The sequence below is a fragment of the Serratia sp. UGAL515B_01 genome (assembly GCF_033095805.1).
Taxonomy (GTDB): Bacteria; Pseudomonadota; Gammaproteobacteria; order Enterobacterales; family Enterobacteriaceae; genus Chania.
Window position 1 is genome coordinate 994,568 of the sequence record NZ_CP109901.1, and the last position, 23,935, is coordinate 1,018,502.

The 23,935-nt window shown below is 49.8% G+C and carries 20 protein-coding genes; 11 read left to right on the forward strand and 9 right to left on the reverse strand.

Annotation, left to right across the window (positions count from 1 at the left end; genetic code table 11):
• Positions 1-87 precede the first annotated feature (87 nt).
• The 5 genes from OK023_RS04685 (at position 88) to OK023_RS04705 (ending at position 5,448) form a co-directional block, all read left to right on the forward strand.
• The gene (locus tag OK023_RS04685; RefSeq protein ID WP_317695325.1) at positions 88-1,338 is read left to right on the forward strand and encodes a beta-ketoacyl-[acyl-carrier-protein] synthase family protein; all 1,251 of its coding nucleotides are present in this window, start codon (positions 88-90) and stop codon (positions 1,336-1,338) included.
• 2 nt (positions 1,339-1,340) lie between these two features.
• Positions 1,341-2,144 (forward strand): hypothetical protein, encoded by an 804-nt coding sequence (locus OK023_RS04690; protein ID WP_317695327.1) that lies wholly within the window; start codon positions 1,341-1,343, stop codon positions 2,142-2,144.
• A gap of 14 nt (positions 2,145-2,158) precedes the next feature.
• Positions 2,159-2,407, forward strand: a complete 249-nt coding sequence (locus OK023_RS04695) for an acyl carrier protein (protein WP_317695329.1) — start codon at positions 2,159-2,161, stop codon at positions 2,405-2,407.
• A gap of 4 nt (positions 2,408-2,411) precedes the next feature.
• Positions 2,412-3,146, forward strand: a complete 735-nt coding sequence (locus OK023_RS04700) for an SDR family NAD(P)-dependent oxidoreductase (protein WP_317695331.1) — start codon at positions 2,412-2,414, stop codon at positions 3,144-3,146.
• A 661-nt stretch (positions 3,147-3,807) separates the two neighbouring features.
• A complete protein-coding gene (locus OK023_RS04705; protein WP_317695333.1) occupies positions 3,808-5,448 on the forward strand; it encodes an FKBP-type peptidyl-prolyl cis-trans isomerase N-terminal domain-containing protein in 1,641 nt (546 codons plus the stop codon).
• A 304-nt stretch (positions 5,449-5,752) separates the two neighbouring features.
• Here the strand turns inward: OK023_RS04705 and OK023_RS04710 are convergent, their stop codons facing one another.
• Complete coding sequence (locus tag OK023_RS04710; protein ID WP_317695335.1) at positions 5,753-7,486, reverse strand: ABC transporter ATP-binding protein/permease; 1,734 nt, start codon at positions 7,484-7,486, stop codon at positions 5,753-5,755.
• 655 nt (positions 7,487-8,141) lie between these two features.
• Complete coding sequence (locus tag OK023_RS04715) at positions 8,142-9,026, reverse strand: MBL fold metallo-hydrolase (RefSeq protein WP_317695337.1); 885 nt, start codon at positions 9,024-9,026, stop codon at positions 8,142-8,144.
• 108 nt (positions 9,027-9,134) lie between these two features.
• Between OK023_RS04715 and OK023_RS04720 the strand changes: the two genes are divergently transcribed.
• A complete protein-coding gene (locus tag OK023_RS04720) occupies positions 9,135-10,043 on the forward strand; it encodes a LysR family transcriptional regulator (protein WP_317695340.1) in 909 nt (302 codons plus the stop codon).
• 23 nt (positions 10,044-10,066) lie between these two features.
• On the opposite strand, the gene OK023_RS04725 is transcribed toward OK023_RS04720, so the two are convergent.
• The gene (locus OK023_RS04725) at positions 10,067-10,990 is read right to left on the reverse strand and encodes a LysR family transcriptional regulator (RefSeq protein ID WP_317695342.1); all 924 of its coding nucleotides are present in this window, start codon (positions 10,988-10,990) and stop codon (positions 10,067-10,069) included.
• A gap of 122 nt (positions 10,991-11,112) precedes the next feature.
• Here OK023_RS04725 and lysA point away from each other — a divergent pair, with 122 nt between their 5' ends.
• On the forward strand, positions 11,113-12,369 hold the full coding sequence (gene lysA, locus OK023_RS04730; RefSeq protein WP_317695345.1) for a diaminopimelate decarboxylase: 1,257 nt from the start codon (positions 11,113-11,115) through the stop codon (positions 12,367-12,369).
• A gap of 21 nt (positions 12,370-12,390) precedes the next feature.
• Here lysA and OK023_RS04735 read toward each other — a convergent pair whose 3' ends face one another.
• A complete protein-coding gene (locus OK023_RS04735; RefSeq protein ID WP_317695348.1) occupies positions 12,391-13,401 on the reverse strand; it encodes a LacI family DNA-binding transcriptional regulator in 1,011 nt (336 codons plus the stop codon).
• Positions 13,402-13,606: 205 nt separating this feature from the next.
• On the opposite strand from OK023_RS04735, the gene OK023_RS04740 reads away from it, so the two are divergent.
• Positions 13,607-14,059, forward strand: coding sequence for a GNAT family N-acetyltransferase (locus OK023_RS04740; RefSeq protein ID WP_317695350.1), 453 nt, complete (start codon positions 13,607-13,609; stop codon positions 14,057-14,059).
• Positions 14,060-14,159: 100 nt separating this feature from the next.
• Here the strand turns inward: OK023_RS04740 and galR are convergent, their stop codons facing one another.
• Positions 14,160-15,179 (reverse strand): HTH-type transcriptional regulator GalR, encoded by a 1,020-nt coding sequence (galR, locus tag OK023_RS04745; RefSeq protein WP_317695352.1) that lies wholly within the window; start codon positions 15,177-15,179, stop codon positions 14,160-14,162.
• Positions 15,180-15,994: 815 nt separating this feature from the next.
• On the opposite strand from galR, the gene aas reads away from it, so the two are divergent.
• A complete protein-coding gene (gene aas, locus OK023_RS04750) occupies positions 15,995-18,148 on the forward strand; it encodes a bifunctional acyl-ACP--phospholipid O-acyltransferase/long-chain-fatty-acid--ACP ligase (RefSeq protein ID WP_317695354.1) in 2,154 nt (717 codons plus the stop codon).
• Positions 18,148-19,335, forward strand: coding sequence for a lysophospholipid transporter LplT (lplT, locus tag OK023_RS04755; protein WP_317695356.1), 1,188 nt, complete (start codon positions 18,148-18,150; stop codon positions 19,333-19,335). The genes aas and lplT overlap by 1 nt, the downstream gene beginning before the upstream one ends.
• Before the next feature lie 34 nt (positions 19,336-19,369).
• Here the strand turns inward: lplT and OK023_RS04760 are convergent, their stop codons facing one another.
• The 3 genes from OK023_RS04760 to dmeF all read right to left on the reverse strand — a co-directional run bounded on the left by OK023_RS04760 (position 19,370) and on the right by dmeF (position 22,205).
• Entirely contained in the window at positions 19,370-20,410 is a 1,041-nt protein-coding gene (locus OK023_RS04760) for an NADP(H)-dependent aldo-keto reductase (RefSeq protein WP_317695357.1), read from the reverse strand.
• Between the two features lie 302 nt (positions 20,411-20,712).
• On the reverse strand, positions 20,713-21,195 hold the full coding sequence (locus OK023_RS04765) for a kinase inhibitor (RefSeq protein WP_317695360.1): 483 nt from the start codon (positions 21,193-21,195) through the stop codon (positions 20,713-20,715).
• 35 nt (positions 21,196-21,230) lie between these two features.
• Positions 21,231-22,205, reverse strand: coding sequence for a CDF family Co(II)/Ni(II) efflux transporter DmeF (dmeF, locus tag OK023_RS04770; RefSeq protein WP_317695362.1), 975 nt, complete (start codon positions 22,203-22,205; stop codon positions 21,231-21,233).
• 79 nt (positions 22,206-22,284) lie between these two features.
• Here dmeF and OK023_RS04775 point away from each other — a divergent pair, with 79 nt between their 5' ends.
• Entirely contained in the window at positions 22,285-22,560 is a 276-nt protein-coding gene (locus OK023_RS04775; RefSeq protein ID WP_317697493.1) for a metal/formaldehyde-sensitive transcriptional repressor, read from the forward strand.
• Positions 22,561-22,585: 25 nt separating this feature from the next.
• On the opposite strand, the gene bioA is transcribed toward OK023_RS04775, so the two are convergent.
• Positions 22,586-23,860 carry an adenosylmethionine--8-amino-7-oxononanoate transaminase gene (gene bioA / locus OK023_RS04780; protein ID WP_317695364.1) on the reverse strand — a complete coding sequence of 425 codons (1,275 nt, stop codon included), beginning with the start codon at positions 23,858-23,860 and terminating at the stop codon, positions 22,586-22,588.
• Between the last annotated feature and the right edge of the window lie 75 nt (positions 23,861-23,935).

Sequence of the window (23,935 nt, forward strand, 5' to 3'; positions counted from 1 at the left end):
AAAGCACAACGCCCTTAAATGCGACGCATAATACTCTGGTGAGTATTCGGCAGTAGCGCAGAAAAAAGAAGCTTGAGCAGGAAGAATATGAATAAAGGTGCTTGGCCACGTCGGGTGGTGGTGACTGGCTATGGGGCGGTAACGCCAATGGGAATGAATGCTGAGCAAAGTTGGGCAGCAATAATGGATTACCAGTTGGGCTATCGTTATTACGATAAATCCAGTATGGGAATTCAGGCTCGTTTCTTTGGGGTGATCGACGAAGAACCCAATCTGAAAGCTGTCCCTGCATCAATCCGTCGCCGCTTGCCGCGTTTCGCCAGATTAGCGTTGGCGGCGGCGCGCGAAGCGACGGAGATGGCCTTCCACAGTGAAAGCCCGATAGCTTATTACGATCCGTTTGACTGCGGTACTATTATTGGCAGCGGTTGGGGCGGCCAGGATGAAACCCATCACAACCATGAAAGCTTTCTGAGTACCGGGCTGGGTTCGCCGTTTGGTTGCTTCCTCTCAATGCCCAATGTTGCCACAGCGGCTTGTAGTCTCTATTGGGGGTTGCGCGGTTACCAAAACAGCCCAATAGCGGCCTGTGCGACAGGAACGATTGCCATTGGTGACGCTTTTGAAGCGATCCGCAGTGGTCGTGCTTCAATGATGCTGGCGGGAGCGGGTGAATCCTTGCGCACCGATTCTGCGGTTTGGAATATCGACATATTGGGTGCCCTGGTGAGTGAACAGGAAGATATCAGTAAAGCCTGTTGTCCTTTTAGCCTCGATCGCAACGGCTTTGTGCTCTCTGAAGGAGCCGCTGTTTTGTGCCTGGAAGAGCGTGAAGCCGCATTGACACGCGGGGCGACGATTCTGGGAGAGATTAAAGGTTATGGTAATTATTCCGACGCCTTCGATTTTACTGCTCCGGCAGAAGATAAAATTCCCAGAGTGAAAACCATCCAGCAAGCTTTGCAACAGGCGGGGATGACTGCTTCTGATATTGATTATATCAACGCACATGGCACTTCTACGCCACTTAACGATCTCAATGAAACGCAGGCGATTAAGTTGGCATTCGGTGAGGCAGCCTATTCAACGCCACTTTCCAGTACCAAATCTTACTCTGGGCATTTGATTTCGGCGGCAGGCAGTTTCGAATCGATTATTTGTCTACAGGCGTTAAAATATCAAATCATGCCAGCAACCTGCCACCTCAACAACGCCGATCCACTGTGCGATCTGGACTATATCAGCGAAGGCCACCGTCCGGCTGAATTGCATAATACGCTGAATTTGAGTTTTGGTTTCGGTGGTGCTAACGCGGCGTTGGTGATCGGAAAAGCGTGAGCATGAATTACAACTATACTCTGCATGATGCCGAAGAGTGGGCCGCCTTTTCCGGCGACTACAACCCAATCCATTTTGATTTACAGCATGTTCGTAAGATGGGAGCAGAACAATTAAGCGTCCATGGTATGCGAGCAATGCTGGATATGAAACGTCATCTGAGTGCGGTACTTCTTGCTGACGATCCGTCTCAAGATTTCTATACTTTCAGTACGCGTCTGCGTCAGCCTATATTGTGCCAGAGACCCTATCATTTGCAGATTGCGAGCAATGGTAAGCAGATAACGGGTAAGTTGCTGGATAGCACGACGCAGGAGAGTTGCTTCAGCAGTAAGTTAGTTTCGGCCCCGTCGTTGGAATTAACAGTGTGCGAACGTGAACATGCACTGGTAACAGATGATATCATCACGCACAGCCAACGATTTCCTGGAGATGCATCAGACATTACCCAGTCATGGAGTTTCTTTGATGCTCTATTGTTCCAGCTGTTAGTGAAATCCCCGGAAACGTTAGCGATGTTGACCACAGCGTTACCTGAATTGACCGCAGAGACACTGGTTGATGTGTTTGCCCAGATCCCAATAGTGCAGACTCATCATGAAACCTACTTTAGCGCCAGATTGTTGACCCCTGATATTTACTCTCATCTAGGTGAGAGGCTGTACTACGCCATTCAACCGATGCTGATAATGGGAAGTAGAAACAGCGGATTTATTTTACGGGCAATGATCCAGGCCAGAACGCAGCATCAACCGCTGATGACTACCTCAGTAACGTTGAAAACATGGCCATTGGCCGGTAATTGATTAAGGATTTAAACGTGGAAAAATACGAAAAGATTTATAACGCCGTCTGTGACATGATTTGTGATGCCAAAGATCTTGATAAGTCTGAGCTTTCGCCAGAGGCATCGCTGCATGAATTGAAACTGGAGAGCTTGGATTACATCGAGCTGGTGGTTATGGTTAAACGCGAGTTTGGCATAACGCTTGGCCCTGAATTGTTCACTGATAATCTGGAGATCACTATAGAGGAGTTCTGCCAGAACTTGGTAAAACAACTGAAATAATTCTATGACGAAGCAATGGGTGTTAGTCACAGGCGGCAGCCGGGGGATTGGACGTGCGCTGGTGGTCGAGTTGTCTAAACAATGGAATGTGGTGTTCACCTGCCGAAGCGATCGACCGCAAAACGCAGAGGTGATTGAAGCCTGTACCGATACACCGGGATGGATAGAACACTGTGTTTGTGATGGCAGTGATGAACAGGCAGTAGATCTTGTAGCACCTGAATTATTGGCTCGTCATGGTGCACCTTTTGCGGTGATCCACAATGCCGGCATCACGCTGGATAGTTTGCTCATACAGCAAACTGGCGAGCGTTGGCGGCAGGTCATCGATACCAACCTCAATGCCATATTCTATTGGAACCGTCACCTGTTGCCAGCCATGATGGCACAAGGAGAAGGGGCTATGGTGCTGATGTCTTCGGTGAGCGGTATCAAAGGCAATATTGGGCAGACTGCTTACGGTGCCAGTAAAGCGGCAATGATTGGTATGGGAAAATCGCTCGCTCTGGAAGTCGCTCGCTTTGGTATTCGGGTAAACTGCCTGTTGCCAGGGATTATTGAAAGTGAGATGACAGAGGCTATTCCCGCAGAAGCATTGAAAGCACTGCGTAAGCAAATCCCTTTACGCCGTTTAGGTAAGGCTAGCGAAGTGGCCAGAGCTACAGCATTTCTTATCGGTGAAGATAGCCGCTACATGACAGGCCAAACCTTGATTCTTGACGGAGGCTTGACGGCCTGAACCGGCATTTTTTATATCAACAGTTGGGGTATTTTTACATACCCCAACTTAGGTTGTTCCCCTGATGCCCTTCTAACATTCGTTTGTTCCCTAACTTATTCCCTTTCGGCCGATGCTGATCTGACGTTTATCTGCCAACTCGAGAGCAATGGTGCTATAAAACCCCATAATTCCTGGTCTTAATGCCCAGTTAACCTGTATTATGCACACCTTTAGCGCATGAAAACGTTATGCAAATCAGTCTGGATTATGCATGTTAATTGTCTGCCAGCCGTGCTTGTGTGCAATTAAAAGATCCAGCCTAGTGGTGTTTACTATCGCATAAATGTGGGAAAACGCTGATAAGCGTTCTCTTTACTGGAAATGATGATTTTTGCAGCTGTTGCAACAAGAAAGCTCGACTTCATCAATCTGCAGAAAAGTGCCTCGGTATATAATTCTTTGCGTGCTAAAGTTAACCCGTTGACTAACGGTATTTTAGGCACACTGTATAAATGTAAGGTTAATCAGGTGTGTTTGGAATTTGTGCCTGTCGTTCTTACAATTGACTGATTCGTGAATGGGAGTGAGTGAAGTGAAGCAGGGATTAAAGTATGGTTTTTTATTTACATTGACGCTCCCGCTAAGTTGCGCTTTTGCTGCGGAGCCTCTCAAGCAAGACATGAAATCAACACTTGAATCATTAAATGCGATAACCAATGAGGTAGATGAAGCTCCGGCACTACTCTTGCTGACTCCCTCGCAGTTAGATGCTGTTAGGCCTAGTGTTGAGCAAGAGGTAGCCAAACCCGCTAAACGCTCATCGGGTAAAAAACCAAGTGAGTCCAGCCCGGTTCCCGTTACTGAGTTAAAAAAACTACAGGCAAAAATCAATCAGTTGAATACAACCGTCAGCCTGCAGGAACAAGAGTTAAAACAACTTAGGAAGACGGTGCAACAAGATGCGAAGACCCGCACTGAAGCTGATCGATTGAAACAAAATTTGCAGGAAAACCTCAAATCTACAGAACAGATGCAGCGTGAGCTGGCTGCCCTGAAAGAAAAAAATTCAAAGAATAGCGGTCAGTTACAAACGGAACTCGATAAAAGCCAGCAACAAAGTGCGTTATTGCAAAAACAACTTGATGCACTGGCTCAGTCGTACAATGAAAATACGCAGAAAAGCAAAGAACTCCTTGTAGAGCTGGACGAAAGCCGTAAAAAGGCTCAAGAAACTGAAAAAGCACTGGCACAGTTAACCAAGCAAGCCAATGAAAAAGAACAGAAGACATTGATGCTGCAAAAGCAACTGGATGCTTTGGCTGTGACTCACACAGGAAAGAATAGCGAGCGTGATGCGCTGAGCGAGCAAGTGACGCAAAGTAAGAAACAGAGTGAGGCATTGCAACAGCAACTCGCTTTGCTGACAAAAGAGAAGACGGAGAAAGATCAACAACTGGTTGCCATAAAGCAACAGCTGGATACCCTGCAATTGTCAGACAGTGAGAAAGCGAAAAGCACCCAGGCGTTGCAATCTGCTCTGGATGAAAGTCGTAAACAGAGTATGGAATTACAGAACCAACTGATTGCCTTAAAGGAAAAAGCGGGCGAGCAACAGGCCGAAAACGGTGCACTCCAACAACAGTTAGCCACACTGCAAAAAGCCGTTGTAGAGCCGAAAACCGAACGTGAAATCCGTGATTATGCGATTGGGAGTTCATTGGCTGAGGATATGCTGGCTTTGCTCAAAGAAAAAGCGGAAAACGGTATTGAGGTAGATAACCGCCTGGCTTTGGCTGGGGTGCAGGACACTTTCGCCGGTAAGAGTAAATTACCTCATGAACAGCTAGATAAAGCGCTTGATGCTACTGAAGCCGCCGTGATCACCAATGAAAAACAGCGAAAACTGAAAATTGAAGCTGAAGGTTCAAGATACGTTGAGCAATTTAAAAAGCAAAATCAGGTTAAAAAGGATGCAATTGGTTATTTCTATCGTATCGATAAGCTTGGTAAAGGAAAAATTGAAGACAACAGTATTGTCACGGTAGTCGTAAAAGAAAGTTTGGTAAATGGCAAGGTTATCAAGGATATGGGGGCGGCGGGCACCTCGATCAAGCAACCATTGAGCAGTTATCCACCCATGTTCAGATCGGCACTCTCAAAGTTACAAAATAACGGCAGTATGACGATGGTAGTCCCTCCGAATTTGGCTTACGGTGATAAAGGCCTACCGCCAGATATCCCGCCGGGGTCTACAATGGTATATAACGTAAAAATTCTGAACGTTATGGCTCCTGCTGATGCTGCCGCTTCTGTGAGATGACAATTAACTCAGGCCAGATGATGCGCATTGCTGGAGTGTCTTTTAATCGCCATCCAGTAATGCGATCAACGGCCAGTTAACCTGCATCACGTTTATCTACAGTAACTACGGTAAACATATTTTCCATTTAGAGGAACAGCTGATGGCTTTTTACAATCCCCGACGTATTGCAGTGTATACCATCGCCGTGATCATGATCGTCGTGGTTGTTGGCTTGCTGACTTACTTGGGCGTGAGGTGGCTTAACGAACCCTGACGGTGAGAAGGGCTTTAGAGCCCTTCTCACCTGTAGTATCCAGAGTGCTTAACCTACTGTCGGCATTGGGCTAAGCGCCATTTTTGCCGCGCCATTCTCGGTACGACTGAAACGCCAACAGACCTGATGGTATTTGGCTACACTATTACGGTGTGCCACACTTACTAGCGTCACATCGGGCAATTCATCAACCAATAGGCAGTACATCAATTGCTCTGTATCATCATCCAGAGCGCTAGTCGCTTCGTCCAGAAACAATATGTCCGGACGGGTGAGGATAGCGCGGGCAAACGCCAATCGTTGCTGTTCACCTGGGGACAGGCGTTGGCTCCAATTGGCTATGGTGTCCAACCAAGGTTGCAGATGCTTCAGGCGACAATTTTCCAATACATTAAGCAATTGTTCATCGCTATAGTCTTTATTCTGATGCGGATAAGTCAGTGCTTCACGCAATGTATCGATTGGAATATAACCGCGTTGCGGTAAAAATAGGGTGCTCAGTTTTGTATCGCGGGCTATTTCACCTGAACCGTATGGCCAAATCCCGGCAATCGCGCGCAGCAGGGTAGATTTGCCAGAGCCAGAAGGGCCGACGATCAGTACACGTTCACCACGCTTTAACGTCATCGTTGCTGAGTTCAACAATGGTTCCCCACTAGGTAACGTCAAGCCAAGATCGCGTAATATCAGTGGTTGTTTGTCCTCTTGTTGCAGGCTGATCCCACGTTCTTGGTGATGGATCTGATCCACCGCCGCATTAAAGCCTGCCAGACGGTTAACGCAGGCTTTCCAAGTGGCTAAGGTTGTGAATGCATCGACAAACCACGATAATGCCCCTTGCACCTGGCTGAAAGCGGATGCGATCTGCATTAGCCCCCCCATTTGAATGGCGCCAGAGAAATAGCGTGGTGCAGCCACTAGCAACGGGAAAATTACGGCAAACTGGCCGTAGAAATTGCTGGCAATATTGAGCCGTCGAGTAATACGCATGATTGACCACCAGTTACTGCGGATAGCTTCAAAACGATTATTCAACTGCTGCTTTTCGCGCGGTTCACCCTGATACAAAGCAATAGCATCATTATTTTCACGGATACGAATCAATCCGAAACGAAAGTTTGCTTCAAAATGCTCCTGATTATAACCGAGTATGACCAACGGTTTACCAACCCACCAGATCACCAATGAACCCAAAACCGCATACAACAGGGCAAACCACACCATATAGCCAGGGAGGGTGATTGTATATTGTGAGATGGCAAAGCTGATTGGCCCACTGATGTTCCAGAGAATGCCGATGAATGAGAACAGCGTTACCAGGCTGGAAAGCAGACCGAGTGAGAGTGAAAGAGTATATTGGGTCAGAACGTTGAGGTCTTCGGCGATACGTTGGTCAGGGTTATCGATAACTTGCTGTTGTTCTGTATGGTAATAGGACTGATGCGCTAGCCATTTCGCCATGAATTTTTCCGTCATCCAGCGCCGCCAAAGCATTCGCAGCCCCTGGGTTAGATAGACCTTGTAAACCGCCAGCACAATGAAGATCAACGCCAGATAAGTAAATCGCCATAGTTGTGCTTTGAATACCGGATAGTTTTTATTCTGCAAGGCGTCGTAAAACACCTGGTTCCATTGGTTGATAAGTACACTGATATACACCAACCCCAATGAAAGGGCGATGATAGCGATCAGCATCGACCAGGCACGCCATTTTTCTTCAGAGACCCAGAAGGGTTTGATCAATTGCCAGACAGCATGTTTTTGCGAAGGAGTCTTTTTCATTGTGATCCAGAATGTATTATTTCCTTTTAGGATGGACGTATGGTGGGGAATTAACAAACTGGTATATGTAAGCGTTTTTGACGCTGCTAACCATTTTGTAAAAAGGCCCATCACGGCCTAGCTGCACAACGGCAGCTATACTCGTCATACTTAAAATTGCAGCCAACCAACCGTTTGTTCATTTCAGAAGACCCGCTCAGGTCAATGACAATACTGCCATGAGTTGATTTTATCCTTTTTCAAAGGGATGAACTTCACGGATGTACCGGGTGTTGTCATTAACAGCACTGCAATTTTGTGAACGAGCATATACTGGGGGTAAAAAATGTGATTGACAATAAGTGGATAGGTAAAAAGTACGTTGGTTGTACGTGACTCCAAGAAGCGGGTCTACGGGAAACGCGAGATAAATTGACCGTAGCCTATTTTAAACACTGGTTACCACAGGTCCGAAGGGAGGAAGCGCGTGGATGATGCGAACAACGCAACCCGCTTATTTCCGTCCGGAGGGCGATCCTCCGGGCTAGGGACATTTGTGCGCATTGGTGCGTTGTTCGCTGTTTATCGGGTCTACCAAACTGCATGGCTCACGTTTTGTTCTGGGCGTAAATGACCGCCAACAGCGCTCGAAAGCAATTGGGTGAAGCGACCTAATTTACTGTGGCCATTTCATTTCGCCTTTTAGCACCTTGGCACTTAATTCCAGACTTGAATCGTTTTTTATATGCGGATAATGGCGTTTCATGGCAGCGATCAGCTCAGTGGCATTGTTGGTTTTTGACAACTCGTTTTCCAGAGTAGTCAGGTAGTTTAGGGTGAATGTCACTGACTCTAGCGTTTGCGGTGCTCCAGGCAGGAAATGACCGGGGACAACCACCTGTGGTTGCAGTGTCTGGATATTTTCCAAGGTTTGTCGCCAGTGAGCGCGGGACTCAGGGGTCTGATTGTCGGCAAGCCACGGGTGGATATTGTCACCGGCTACGGAGACTCCACCCACCACGGCTTTCAGTGCTGGGATCCACAGATAAGTGCGCCCTGGCGTTGGGCCGTTCAGACCTTTAACTTCAACTTGTTGGCCATCAATGGTAAAGCTGCTGCCTTGTAATGGTTGCGGAACGATAATCTGTTGGGGGGCATTCTCTTTTAAAATTGGCCCCCAATAGGCAATTTTACCTGCCTTGGTGGCATTGATCTGTTTGATGGTGCTTGGTGATGCGATGATTTTTGCTTGTGGGAATGCGGCGCTAATAACATCAAGGCCGAAGTAGAAATCTGGGTCCGAGTGGCTGATATAAACCGTCGTCAGTTTTTTGCCGGTGGCTTTGATTTTTTTTACCAGCTCTTCTGCGTCATTGTGCTGGAATTGAGCATCTATCAACGCTACTTCGTGCTTACCGCTGATGATCTCCGATGAAACCGGGAATATGCTTTTCTCACCGGGGTTATACACTTCCAGAGTCAGTGTGTCAGCCGCATTGGCGACGGTGCAGAGAGTCATGATGCTGGTAAAAGCAAGGTTAGTTAATGACTTGTTGGTCATGTGTAAGTTTCCTTGGGTTTTTGTTGTCGTTGGTAGAATATTACGTTGCATAAATTGAAAGAAAAATCGGAAAATAGGCAATGGTTAGTTGCATAGATCGAGCAAATTGTGGATAGAATTACCGCTGCTGAAGTTTTTGTCACCATTGTCGATCGCGGTAGCATGATTGCGGCGGCAGATGCGATGGAGATGTCGCGAGCTATGGTTACCCGCTACCTGGCGAAAATGGAACAGTGGGCTGGAGCGCGCTTGTTGCATCGTACTACGCGCAAACTGAGCCTGACCGATGCTGGTGAACGTACGCTGGAGCGTTGCCGACAAATGTTAGCTGTGGCGGGGGAAATCGATCTAGTTGAAAGCGCACAAGGCGATGTTTTACGTGGCTTGTTGCGCATTTCCTGTTCGCAATCACTCGGCCAAACGGCGTTGGTCGGCGCTGTGGCTCAGTATCTGAAGCGCTATCCTCAGGTTGTAGTGGATCTGCAAATGAACAATCGCGCGGTAAATCTAGTAGAAGAGCGCATCGATCTGGCACTGCGTATTACCAATGATCTGGACCCTAATCTGATTGCAAGGCAACTTTCCACTTGTGCTTCCGTGGTTTGTGCGTCACCAGCGTATTTAGCCGCTTGCGGTACTCCACGACATCCAGAGGATTTGGCGGTACATAACTGCTTGACCTATTCCTACTTTGGTAAAAGCCTGTGGCATTTTGATTGTCGTGGGACGAAGTCGGCCGTGGCGGTCAGTGGTAATCTCAGCGCTAATGAGTCGGTGGTGTTGCTGGCAGGGACGTTGAAGGGGGCGGGAATTTCTCTACAACCTTATTTTTCAGCGGCCCCGGCGCTGGCTAAGGGGGATTTGATAGAGTTACTTCCCGGTTATACACCACAAGTGATGGGCATTTACGGTATTTACACGTCGCGTCGTCAAATGCCAGCCACGTTACGTACTATGCTGGACTTTTTGGTAACGTGGTTTGCGACCGATCCCGATTGGCAAGCCACACTGCGGTGAAATAAGGTTGCGAGTGATACAGCCTAGCGCTGCATCACTGAGGCTAAGCGAGCCGGAAACTTTTCCGCCTGTTGCTGCAGGTGCTGCACAAAAGTGGTCACCAGCGCCGAGGAAGGGCGGTGCAACGGACGGATCAGGCTGACCGTAAAGGGCACATTTATGCTGAATGGTCTGAGGTGGATGCCATGACGGGCGTAATCCACGGCTGTTAGCGGGTTGATAATTGAGATGCCTACCCCTTCATTGACCATGGCACAGACGGAGGCTGCGCTGTGTGTCTCCAGTACCATCCTGCGTTCAATTCCCTGTTCATTAAACAGCGCATCCAGCAATTGGCGGTAATTGTCAGTGCTAGACAGGCTGATAAAGTTTTCCTTGTAGAAGTCCTGTGGCACTAACTCTCTTTTTGCCAACAGGCGATGCCCAGCTGGTAGAACGCATACCTCATTTAAGGTCATCAGCGTCATTCGTTCAGTTCCCGCTGGCGTCAGGGTATTTTCTGTCAGGCCCAAATCATGACGCTGTGCCGACAACCACTCTTCCAACAACGGTGATTCCTGTGGGATCACGCTGAAGCTCACTTCGGGATAACGATCAACAAAAGGCTTACATACGGCAGGTAACAGAGATTGTGAAAACACCGGTAAGCAAGCGATGGAGAGTTGTGCCTGTTCGAACTGGCGGATACCTGCAGCGGCGTTTTTAATACGTTCCAGACCATAGTAAGAGCGTTGTACTTCCTCAAATAATCGCAGGCCTTGAACCGTTGGATAAAGACGACCACGCAGGCGATCAAACAGTTGTAATTGGATCATTTTTTCAAATCGCGACAGTTCGCGGCTGACGGTGGGTTGTGACGTTTGCAGCAACGCTGCCGCTTCGGTGAGATTGCCGGTCGTCATCACTGCGTGAAAGATCTCAATCTGGCGTAGGGTAATGCCATGCATGGTAGAACGCCTCTGGCGGAGAATGCTATATCATAAATGAATAGACTATGGCGAAATAGATATTTTTCACGCAGAGCTTTAGACGGCATGATAATGGGAAATCTTTTTATGGAAACAAACCCATGCCACGCGCTTTGAATGACACATCTACTGCTTTGAACACCGCTAATCTGCGGGCATTGCCACAGCGTTTTGGTTGCCCTGTCTGGGCTTATGATGCGGATATTATCAGCCAGCAGATCGCGCAGTTGCGTCACTTTGACGTGATCCGTTTTGCCCAGAAAGCCTGTTCGAATATTCATATTTTACGCTTGATGCGTGAACAGGGCGTGAAGGTAGACTCGGTATCGTTGGGTGAGATCGAACGTGCGTTGAAAGCGGGTTTTGAGCCAGGTGGAGAAGATATTGTTTTTACCGCTGACGTGTTGGATCACACCACTCTGGCTCGCGTTAGCGAATTGAAAATCCCGGTAAACGCAGGTTCCATCGATATGTTGGAGCAACTTGGGCAAGCTTCGTCTGGTCATCCGGTGTGGCTGCGGATCAACCCTGGTTTTGGCCATGGGCACAGTCAGAAAACCAATACTGGTGGTGAAAACAGCAAGCACGGCATCTGGTATGCCGATTTACCACAAGCGCTGGCCAAGGTACAGCAATATGGGCTTAAGCTGATTGGTCTACATATGCACATTGGTTCCGGCGTGGATTATCAGCATCTGGAGCGTGTATGCGATGCCATGGTGCAACAGGTGATAACACTTGGGCAGGATATTAGTGCGATCTCTGCCGGTGGGGGGCTTTCTATTCCTTATCAGCAAGGAGAAGAAGCGATCAATACCGGGCATTATTATGGTTTATGGAACCATGCGCGTGAGCGGATTGCTGCGCATTTGGGCCATCCGATAAAACTGGAAATCGAACCTGGACGTTTCTTGGTCGCGGAAGCAGGGGTATTGGTAGCCGAAGTGCGATCGGTAAAAGACATGGGGAGCCGTCATTTTGTGTTGGTCGATGCCGGTTTCAACGATCTGATGCGTCCAGCGATGTACGGCAGTTACCATCATATCTCGTTGTTACCTGCCGATGGACGCAACTTAGAACATCAACCGCTGTATGAGACCGTGATTGCCGGGCCGTTGTGCGAGTCTGGCGATGTTTTCACTCAGCAGGCTGGCGGTGGCGTTGAAACCCGCTCGTTGCCGCAAGCGCGGGTTGGCGATTATCTGGTATTCCATGACACCGGTGCCTATGGTGCTTCGATGTCCTCCAACTACAACAGCCGTCCGTTGTTGCCGGAAGTGTTGTTTGAAAACGGTGAACCTCGTCTGATTCGTCGTCGGCAAACGATTGAAGAGTTGATTGGGCTGGAATTGGTTTAAGCGAGCTTCCGGGCTATGAACTCAATCGGCGTATGGGCCAGGGGCCACCGACTCACGCAGCTTTAATTCACCGGTAAAGGAGGGAAGCGGTTGCACCGTTTCCCCATTTATCAGGCGGAACGCCTGCGTGATGGCGGTTTCTATCATGGCATCGATTGGCAAATAAACGGTGGACAAGGCGGGTTGCAGATAGGTGGCGCTGGGCTCATCGTCAAAACCAAACAGAGAGACATCCTGCGGAAGGCGCATACCGGCCTGGAAGAGGGCTTTCATTGCACCAATCGCCATATCGTCGTTGCTGGCAAACAGTGCGCTGAACGGTTTACCGGTTGCCAACAAGATTTTACAACTCTGGTATCCCCCCGCCACGCTACTGTCCCCATTGGTGACTAGCGCGCCATTAAAGGCAATCTGATGATGTTCCAGTGCCTGACGGTATCCAGCCAATCTTGCCCGAGCGGTCGGTGTTGCAATCGGGCCAGTGATGCAGGCTATGTCACGGTGCCCCTGACCGATCAGGTAATTAACGGCATTAAATGCGGCATGTTGTTGTTCAAAGAACACACAGCGCTCACGGGCTTTAGGGAGCTCGCGATTAATCACCATGAGTGGCGCAGCTAGACTTTCCAGCAACGTCATGAGCGTATTTTCACTCATGAAGCGTGTATACAGAATAATGGCATCACAACGACGATCGGCCAGAAGCTGTACGGCTTGTAATTCATCTTCTGGTGTATCGTGACCATCAGTGACGATCAGGTGTTTTCCGCTGGCTTCGATCATCTTAGCAGCCTGCCGCAACAAGCGACCAAAATAAGGCCCGTCGAAATTAGAGACGACTAGGCCGATACTGTTGGAGCTTTTATTGGCCAGTGACTGAGCGAGAAAATTTGGCCGGTAACCCAGTTCGTCCATAGCTTTAAAAACGGCATCGCGCGTGCTCTTTTTTACCTGTCCGGTGCCATTTAAAACGCGCGAAACCGTGGCTTTGGATACCCCAGCGCGAATGGATACATCCAACATGGTGATCATTAGTGGTTAACCCCTTTTTACGTCCGCTGCGGCAATAAGGCCTAGTTTAGCATAGGGTTAGATCAGGTTGTGCCCAGTGATTATGTTGGTTGTGTCGTAAACGTTGATGGTTTAAGAGTATCTGTCACAAGTAGTATTGGGTAGAATCGGCCAATATTCCCTTATGCTGTGCACTGAGTTGGGGGCGTTTGAAGAGGAAAACAGAGTGATTCGTATCGTTAAGTTAGCGGATTACCCGCAGCATCAGCAACAGGTCATTGACTGGCAATGGCAGGCATTTGGCTGTGATAACAGCCGAGCATTTTTTGCCAGTATAGTGGCAATTAGTCTCAGGCAAGAGGGTTTACCGATTACATTTATTGCATTGCAGGGCGATAAACCGGTAGCCACCGTGGGTCTTTGGCGCTGTGATCTGATTAGCCGTCAAGACTTAACACCTTGGCTAGCGGCACTTTACGTTGAAGAGAGTCACCGTGGTAGCGGGCTGGCATTGCAAATGCAGCAGTATGTACAGGATCACAGCCGTCGTGCCGGGTTTAAGGAACTGTATCTGTATGCGGAGTTTGCTGGTTATTACGAGCGCCATGGCTGGAACCACATCGGTGACGCGTTGGACTACCCAGATCGCCCGGTGCGTCTTTATCATCGCTCTCTTTAACTGTTTATCCCAACGTTATTTTCAAAAGGGACACCGCCTGGGGGGAGTTGAAGGCAGCCAACACCTTTGCATCTTGAAGAGCGATGGGGATAAATCAGGGTTAATTCTGCTCGAAGATGTTATTGATACTGGCTACTGAGTGTCGGCGTACCAGCGTTGGGCTGAACATATTGGTGATTTCTGGTAGCGACTGGTTGTTTGCCAGCGCTAATGCCAACTCTGCTGCCTGCTTTGCCATTGTGACGATCGGGTAACGGATCGTTGTCAGACGTGGGCGTAAATAGCGTGAAATCAGCACATCATCAAAACCAATCAGTGACATCTGGCCCGGCACATCAACGCTGTTGTCACTCAGTACTGAAAGCGCACCCGCGGCCATCGAATCGTTATAGCAGGTGATGGCGGTGAAGTTTTTACCAAGCCCCAACAGTTCTGTCATGGCCTGCTCACCACCAATTTCATCCGGTTCGCCATAGGCGATCAGTTTCTCATCCACCGGGATACCTTGTTCCTGAAGAGCGTCCCGATAACCTTGCAACCGGTCGGCTGCGTCTGAAATCTGGTGGGTTGAGCAGATGATTGCGATACGTTGGTGACCCTGCTGGATCAAATGACGCGTTGCCAGCCAGGCACCGTAACGATCATCAAGAGCAACGCAACGGTTCTCAAACCCTGACAGTGTTCGATTAATTAGGACCATCCCTGGGATCTGGCGCATCCAGACGATCAATTCATCATCGGTCATTTTCTTGGCATGTACCACCAGCGCCGCACAGCGGTGGCGGACCAGTTGCTCAATCGCCTGGTGCTCTTTTTCTGCATCGTGATAACCGTTGCCAATCAGCAGAAAGTTGCGGGTGGCGTAAGCCACTTGTTCCACCGCTTTTACCATGGCACCGAAGAAGGGATCGGAAACATCGGACACAATCAGGCCAACGGTTTCGCTGGATTGCTGTGCTAACGCTCTGGCGTTGGCATTGGGGTGATACTGCAACGCCTCCATCGCTGCCAGAACCGCAGCGCGTGAACTTTTGCTGGCTTTAGGCGAATTATTTATTACGCGGGATACCGTGGCTACAGAAACATCTGCTAGCCTGGCAACATCCTTAATCGTGGCCATATTTATCAACACTTCCTGGGTAATCGCTTACATTCCTCAGTCTTGCGTAAAAAATTAGGCGCTGCAAGGGGATTAAGGCATAAGTTGTGGTAGCGGTTGCAGATATTCCCACTTACCTAGGCTGTGTCCCTTAACTGTCCGTGGTGCCGTCGCAGACCCAAAAGCCTGTTATCAAGGCGGAGGGTGAAGAGCAGAGTGGCCCTCTGTTCAAGCCCGACAACACAGAGAATGGGCTTTTGGGGCGCGGCCCTACGGGCTGATGCCATTGGCGTGCATTGCTGCGTTGTTCGCCGCTTATTGGGTCTACCCAACCTCGCGGCTCACGCCTTGCTCTGCGCGCAAATGACCGCCAGCGGCGCTCGCGTAAAGTTAAGGGACACAGCCTAGAGCACTATTCTTTTTATGGGGTGTTATTAGCGTTTTATACTCCTCATACCTCAAGTTGCATGTGTGTTGGCTTTCCTCATTCACCCCAGTCACTTACTTGAGTAAGCTCCTAGGGATTCGTTGCGTTGCCGCCTTCCTGCAACTCTAATTATGTTGTTAACGGAAAGCGCTTATTTCAGAAAAAGAAGTTCCACACCGCTGGTTACACTTTGCGCCTGACTGTTGCGATTAGCCGCTGGTATGTATTTAGTGTTGCAAGGTACATTGAGAGTCCCAGAGGTATTGATTGGTGAGAAATCAGCATACTCTGTATGTTGAACTATTTTCACTTGCACCAACCTACGCGGAAGCGTAGGTTTTTTTTTGCCTGTCATATAGTATCCTTCCCTCCACAATAAAAGAGACTATTAAGCCCGAGGGAGAGTGGGATGATATTTTCTGCGTTACGTGCCCTGATGCGTTTGTTGTTCCGTGTACGTCTTGAAGGTGATACCCAGCATTTTGAACAACAGAAACTGTTGATTACCCCTAATCACGTCTCTTTCATTGATGGCGTGCTGTTGGCGCTATTTTTGCCGATAAAACCGGTTTTCGCCGTTTATTCCAGCATTTCAGAGCGCTGGTTCATACGTTGGCTGAAACCGTATATTGATTTTGTTTTTTTAGATCCGACCAAGCCAATGGCCATCAAGCATTTGGTGCGTTTGGTTGAACAAGGGCAGCCAGTGGTCGTCTTTCCGGAAGGGCGAATTACGGTGACCGGCTCACTGATGAAGATCTATGATGGTGCAGCGTTTGTGGCAGCTAAATCTGGCGCGGCAATTGTACCGATCCGCATTGATGGCCCTGAGTTTAGCCCGTTTGGCCGTATGGCCGGGGTGTTTAAAATCCGCGCTTTCCCACCAATCACTATCACCATCCTGCCCGCCACCCATCTGGCGATGCCTGATGCACCAAGAGCCCGAGAGCGCCGTATGCTGGCAGGCGATCGGCTGCACCAGATCATGATGTATGCGCGCATGGAGAGCCTTAAACCGCAAACCCTATTCAGTGCATTATTGGCTGCACAACGCCGCTACGGTCGTTTTAAACCTTGTATTGAAGATATTACATTCAAGGAAGACAGCTACCAAGTGCTGCTCAAGAAAGCGTTAGGCGTCAGCCGTATTCTGCAGCGTTTTACCGCACAGGGTGAGCATGTTGGTATGCTGTTGCCCAATGCCACTATTACCGTTGCCGCTATTTTTGGTGCCTCATTGAGTGGTCGTATCCCTGCAATGCTCAATTATACCGCTGGTGCAAATGGGCTTAAGGCTGCAATAACTGCAGCGACCATTAAGACCATCGTGACTTCACGTCAGTTTCTTGAAAAAGGCAAGCTCACCCACCTGCCGGAGCAGGTTACGCAAGCTAACTGGGTGTATCTGGAGGATCTCAAGGATACCGTTACCTTGCAGGACAAACTATGGATCCTGCGTCACCTGTTTCAGCCAGAACGGGCGATGGTAGCTCAACAGCCTGAGGATGCAGCTCTGATCCTGTTTACGTCCGGTTCGGAAGGCGCGCCGAAAGGCGTGGTTCATTCCCATGCCAGTTTGCTGGCGAATGTGGAGCAGATCCGCACCATTGCTGACTTTACACCGCGCGATCGCTTTATGTCCGCTTTACCCTTATTCCACTCTTTCGGTCTGACGGTGGGGTTGATTACGCCTTTGATGACCGGTAGCCGTGTTTTCCTTTACCCAAGTCCACTGCATTACCGCATCGTTCCTGAACTGGTGTATGACCGTAACTGTACTGTGTTGTTTGGTACCGCCACCTTTCTCAATAACTATGCCCGCTTTGCCCAGCCTTATGATTTTGCGCGCCTTCGTTATGTGGTTGCCGGAGCGGAAAAGCTGGCCGAGAGCACCAAACAGACCTATCAGGACAAATACGGTATCCGTATTCTGGAAGGTTATGGAGTAACAGAATGTGCCCCGGTGGTCTCGATTAACGTTCCACTGGCTGCGAAAGTTGGCACCGTTGGGCGGATCATGCCGGGGATGGAAGCACGATTGATAACGGTACCAGGCATTGCTAACGCTGGCCGCCTGCAGTTGAAAGGCCCGAATATCATGAAGGGCTATTTGCGTGTGGAAAGACCGGGACAATTGGAATTACCGGCTGCTGAAGATGAAAATGGAACACTGCAGGCGGGTTGGTATGACACGGGGGATATTGTTTCCTTTGACGAACAGGGTTACTGCACCATCCGTGGCCGAGTGAAACGCTTTGCCAAGTTGGCAGGGGAGATGGTCTCGCTGGAAAGCGTGGAGCTACTGGCACAGTTTTTGGCACCTGAAGGGATGCATGCAGCAACGGTGAAGGGCGACAGTAATAGAGGTGAAGCGTTAGTCTTGTTCACCAGCGATGCCAGCATTACCCGCGAAGCTCTGCTACGAGTGGCGCGTGAACAGGGTAGCCCTGAGTTGGCAGTACCTCGCGATATTCGGCTGGTCAAAGCGCTACCGCTCCTTGGCAGTGGTAAACCTGATTTCGTTGCTTTACGTCAAATGGCTGAACAGCCGGAGAGCACTTAATGAATGCGACGGATCCTCCTCTGCTGTCACGCACTATGATCGCGGTGATCTGCGCCCAATTTCTCTCGGCATTTGGTGACAATGCGTTACTGTTTGCCACATTGGCATTGATCAAACAGCAAACGTACCCCGACTGGAGTCAGCCGGTGCTGCAGATGGCCTTTGTGGCGACCTATATTATCTTGGCTCCCTTTGTCGGGCAGATAGCGGACAGCTTTTCCAAGGGGCGGGTAATGATGGTGGCCAACGGACTCAAGCTTGCCGGAGCATTGGTGATCTGTTTTGGGCTTAACCCATTCTTCGGTTATAGCCTGGTAGGTATCGGCGCCGCCGCTTATTCTCCTGCGAAATACGGTATTTTGGGGGAAATCACCAGTGGTGAAAAACTGGTCAAGGCTAACGGTTTAATGGAAGCGTCTACCATTGCGGCGATCCTTCTCGGCTCGGTTGCGGGCGGCCTGCTGGCAGACTGGCAGATTGTCGCGGCTTTAGCGGTTTGCGCATTGGTATATGCGGGCGCGGTGGTTGCCAACCTGTATATCCCGCGTTTGCCTGTAGCCCGCAAGGTATCTTCATGGCGGCCACGCGAGATGGGGCGTAGTTTTTTCAACGCTTGTATTCTGCTGTGGCGTGATGGCCAGACACGCTTCTCGCTGATTGGTACTAGCCTGTTCTGGGGGGCTGGAGTCACGCTACGTTTTTTATTAGTGCTGTGGGTGCCTGTGGCGCTGGGCATTACCGATAACGCTACGCCAACGTTACTTAATGCAATGGTGGCCCTTGGTATCGTCCTGGGGGCGGGGGCAGCTGCACGTTTTGTGACGTTGGAAACGGTGAGACGTTGTATGCCTGCCGGAATACTGATTGGCGTTGCTGTGGCGTTTTTTGCCTTACAAACCAGTATGCTAAATGCGTATGGTGTACTCTTATTGATTGGTATGCTCGGTGGGTTCTTCGTTGTGCCATTGAATGCACTACTGCAAGAGCGTGGTAAACATTCTGTTGGAGCCGGTAATGCGATTGCCGTGCAGAATTTGGGCGAGAACACGGCCATGCTGCTGATGCTGAGCTTATATTCCCTAGCGGTTAAATTAAGCGTGCCGGTGATCGGTTTGGGCATAGGTTTTGGCGTGATATTTGCCATGGCTATCGCCGCGTTGTGGCTATCCCAACGCGCTAAAGCTTGAAATATCGGGCGCTGTATGCAGCGCCCGATGGCATTTACGGTGCGGGAATGGTGAAACGGGTATGAATTTCTTCCAGTGCCTGCAACACCTCTGCGCCGAGCACTACGTTAAAACTGTCGATGTTGGTTTTCAACTGTTCCAAGGTTGTGGCTCCCAGCAGTGTGCTGGCAACGAACGGCTGTTGCCGAACAAAAGCCAGCGCCATCTGGCAGGGATCGAGATTGTGCTTTTTCGCTAATGCTACGTATTCGGCTATCGCCAACTGGCTCTGCTTGGATGTGTAACGGGTGAAGCGGCTGAACAGGGTATTACGCGCGCCAGCGGGTTTGGCACCGTTCAGGTATTTACCCGACAGTGTACCGAACGCCAGACTGGAATAGGCCAACAGTTCCACTCCTTCATGCTGGCTGATCTCGGCAAGGCCGATTTCAAAACTGCGGTTCAGCAAACTGTAGGGATTCTGGATTGACACGATGCGCGGAAGTTCATGTTTTTCCGCCAGTTGCAGGTAGCGCATCACACCCCATGGGGTTTCGTTAGAAACACCGATGTAGCGGATTTTACCAGCTCGTACCTGCTCGGTCAGTGCTTCCAATGTTTCCAGTAGCGGAATGGTGGCCTTTTCATCGGTATACTGATAGTTCAACTTACCAAAGCAATTGGTTGAACGTTGTGGCCAATGTAATTGGTAAAGATCAAGATAATCAGTATTCAGTCGTTTCAGGCTGGTATCTAATGCGTCACGAATATTCTTGCGATCCAGTGCCTGTTGTGGGCGAATGAGGTTATCACTTCCCCTTATTGGTCCGCTCACCTTGCTCGCTAGCACGATTTTGTCCCGGTTTCCGCGTGCCTTGATCCAACTGCCAATGTATTGCTCTGTCAACCCTTGTGTTTCTGGGCGAGGTGGCACGGGGTACATTTCTGCGGTATCGATCAGGTTGACGCCAGCGGCCAATGCATAATCCAGTTGTGCGTGGGCATCGGCTTCGCTGTTTTGTTCGCCAAAGGTCATGGTGCCCAATCCCAGAACGCTCACTTCCAAAGAACTGTGGGGAATTCGGTGGTATTGCATTAACGGCCTTCCTTCAGTGTTAGTGCTTACGGGCTCTTCATAGGTTTCGATCACTTCGCTATAGAGATGCCTCGATAAAATAGCAACCAGAGTCGACGGCGTTAAGACGCCCTTATTGACTATAACCAAGCAAAGAGCATGGGGAAAGTGGATTGTACACGTTGTTATTCAAGAAGCCGGTGGGCTGCTTTACCTCTCCGGGTGCCGTACCCAGATCCGCTTTTGGTAGATTGATTAGCCGTATCCTGATGTCATCAGTGGAGAGCGATAAAAATCAGGGCGAAGTGCTCCGCCCCACAATTTTAGCGGTATGTTACGGTCAGGGTTGTACTGCCCAGGCTATGGAAGTGGATATTGAAACCGACCATCGCGCCGCTGGCCTCTGCATCCACAGGAATACTCTCTACATCTAATGCGTGAACCGTGAAGTGGTAGCGGTGGCTTTCACCCTGTGGAGGTGCTGCGCCACCGTAACCGGCTTTGCCGAAGTCGGTACGGGTCTGCACTGCACCCGCTGGCAATCCCGGCTTGCCGGAACCCGCTCCCTGAGGCAGTTCGCGTATATCTGCCGGGATATTGGCAACGACCCAGTGCCACCAGCCTGAGCCAGTAGGGGCATCGGGATCGTAAACCGTTATGGCGAAACTCTTGGTGCCTTCAGGCACGCCATCCCAGGCCAGATGAGGGGAAAGATTATCCCCTTGATAACCCATGCCGTTGAATACCTGCCGTTCCGGCATTTTTGCACCATCTTGCAGATCGTTGCTGTACAAACGAAAAGCCATAATGACTCCTTGTTGTCTAAAGTAACAGGCCCAGCCTAGTTCGTTTTGCTAGAGAAATACAAGCCCGATAGAGAAGGACGGTTGATTTCTACGGTAATATGCACCAATTCCCGATGAATACTCAGCAACTGCCTTACCCGCTGGGCTGTGAGCAATGGGTCTGTGCTGCGTAATGCTATTACACAGTGAAATTTCCCCTTACCAATTTGCCCAAGATGCAGATCGGTGATGGTCATTGTGGATCCTGATTGCGCCAGGACTTCTTTGATCTCTTCAACGACAGGCGTATCCATTTCTGCATCCAACAGGATCTTGCCGGTATCACGCATCAGGCTATAAGACCAGAGGGCAACCATAATCGCGCCGGCGATCCCCATTAACGGATCAAGCCAACTGGCCCCCCATAGTTTGCCAGCAAACAGGGCGATAATAGCCAGCACAGAGGTCGCTGCGTCAGCCATTACATGAATATAGGCCGAGCGGAGGTTGAGATCCTGGTGTTCACCGTGGGAGTGTGTGTGCCCATCGTGATGGTGGCCATGATCGTGATGATGCCCTCCACGCAGTAGCCAAGCACAAAGTAGATTGACCAGTAACCCCACGGCACCGATGGAAATAGCTTCGTCATAATGAATGGGGCTGGGGTTGAGCAGACGTTCTGCTGACTGGAATAACATCAATACGGCTATCAATGCTAGCAGTACTGCACTGGTATAACCGGCTAGGATCTCTATTTTCCAGGTACCCAGACTGAAGCGTCGATCCTGGGCAAATTTGCGTGCTGCGCCATAGGCCAGTACCGATAAGCCGAGAGCCAGCGCATGGGAACTCATATGCCAGCCATCGGCCAACAGTGCCATGGAGTTAAACCACCATCCCCCCATGATCTCGATGATCATCATGCTTGCGGTGAGTAGGACTGCCCACCGTGTATTTTTCTCGGCCAATGGGTTACCTTCATCAAAGGCATGACTATGTTCATAGTGGAAAATATGTGCTGAGGAAGTCATGATTATCAATTTCCTGTGAATACTGTTGAAGTAAAATATACTATACCCCAGTATACTAGATGACAATCGGATGCTGATTATGACCCACACGGTAAAAGATAAAAAGAAACTACTGGCTCGCGTGCGACGTATCAAAGGCCAAGCGGAAGCTTTGGAAAGGTCACTGGAACATGGCAACGATTGCTCTGCCATTTTGCAACAGATAGCAGCGGTGCGCGGCGCAGTAAATGGTTTGATGGTGCAGGTGCTGGAAGGTCATGTGCGGGAACATCTGGTGGTGGAAAATGCCACGCCGCAGCAGCGCGAGCAGGACGTGGAACAATTGATGTCAGTATTACGTTCCTACATGAGGTAGGCAGATTGGTGACGATCTGCCTACTTCATTCAATGGCATCGGCAACGGCAGCAGTCAGACGTGAGAGTTGTTCTGATGAAATGATATAAGGAGGCATCAGGTAAATCAGTTTACCGAATGGCCGTATCCATACGCCACGCTCGACAAATCTACGTTGTAGCATGGCTACATCCACCGGTTGGTGCATTTCTACTACGCCAATCGCGCCTAACACACGGATATCTGCCACACTGGGTAATGTTGCCAGAGGCAACAACTGTTGTTTGAGCTGCGCCTCAATCGTGGTGACCTGCTGTTGCCAGTGATTTTCTGCCAGTAATGTCAGGCTGGCGCAGGCTACCGCACAGGCTAGTGGGTTAGCCATAAAGGTGGGGCCGTGCATAAAACAACCGGCAGCGCCGTCACTGATAGTCTCAGCGACATGCCGCGTTGTCAGCGTGGCAGAAAGCGTCATATAACCCCCGGTCAGGGCTTTACCCAGGCAAAGAATATCCGGCACAACCTCGGCGTGTTCGCAGGCGAACAGTTTACCGGTGCGGCCAAATCCGGTGGCGATCTCGTCGGCAATCAGCAGTATCTGGTAGCGATCACACAGCTCACGAACGCGTTTGAGATAACTGGGGTGATAGATGCGCATTCCACCTGCACCTTGCACTACTGGCTCAAGGATAACGGCGGCAATCTCACTTTGGTGCTGCTCCAAGAGTTCGACAAACGGTGCAATATCCTGTTCGTTCCAGGGTTCCTCAAAGCGGCACTGAGGGGCGGTAGCAAACAGATGTGGAGCGAGATAGCCCTGATACAGGCTGTGCATGGAGTTATCAGGATCGCACACCGACATTGCGCCGAAAGTATCGCCATGATAACCGTGGCGTAAGGTCAGAATACGTTGCCGTTTTTCCCCTCGAGACTGCCAGTACTGTAGCGCCATCTTCAATGCCACTTCTACCGCTACCGAGCCTGAATCTGCCAGAAACACACACTGTAATGCTTCTGGCGTCATCGCTACCAGTTTGCGACACAACTCAATGGCGGCAGGGTGAGTAATACCCCCGAACATAACGTGAGACATCTTCGTTAACTGTGCCGCTGCCGCCTGATTCAATACCGGATGATTATAACCATGGATGGCAGCCCACCAAGAGGACATCCCGTCGATCATAAGACGACCGTCAGCCAGCTGTAGCTCAACGCCACTGGCTGAAACCACCGGATAACAAGGTAGTGGGTGGGTCATTGAGGTATAGGGATGCCAAATATGGCGACGATCGAATTCCAGATCGTAGGTGGAGAGAGGCATTAATTGTAAACCAAAAATAATAAGAATGGTTGACAGTATAGTCGCAATATTTACACTGACGACACTTTTTTCGCT